1 protein-coding gene is annotated in these 414 nt (G+C 68.4%); it reads left to right on the plus strand.

What is annotated here, in order from left to right; translation table 11 throughout:
* Window positions 1-66: 66 nt before the first annotated feature.
* On the plus strand, window positions 67-414 hold a 348-nt coding region (locus tag HU147_RS19215), incomplete at its 3' end, for a phosphotransferase (RefSeq protein ID WP_224077673.1).

Raw genomic sequence — 414 nt, forward strand, 5'->3', positions numbered from 1 at the left:
GCGTTGGCCACGCGCATGGCGTTGAATGCGCAGCCTTGGATGTGACTTTCCCGATCGGACTGTGGCATGACGTCTTCCTCCCACCGCGTGCAGGGCCTCAACAACGACGAGGTCGCTGCCGACTGGCCACCGATCAGCGCGGCGGACATCGCGTGGCTGAGTACGCGTTACCCGCAGCTGGGCGGGCACAGCCAACCGCGCTGGCACAGCCCGCGGCCGCTGTCTGCCGCCGCCATCGTCGACGACACGCGCGGCGCGGTGTTCATCAAGCGCCACCACCACAGCGTGCGCAGCGCGGCCTGTCTGGAAGAAGAACACCACTTCATCGCCCATCTCGCCGCCGCCGGCGTGCCAGTGGTGCAGGTGCTGCCGGCCACCGATGGCCACACTGCGGTCGAACACGGCGAATGGACG

It is taken from the genome of Planococcus chinensis (assembly GCF_020071995.1).
Lineage (GTDB): Bacteria > Bacillota > Bacilli > Bacillales_A > Planococcaceae > Planococcus > Planococcus chinensis_A.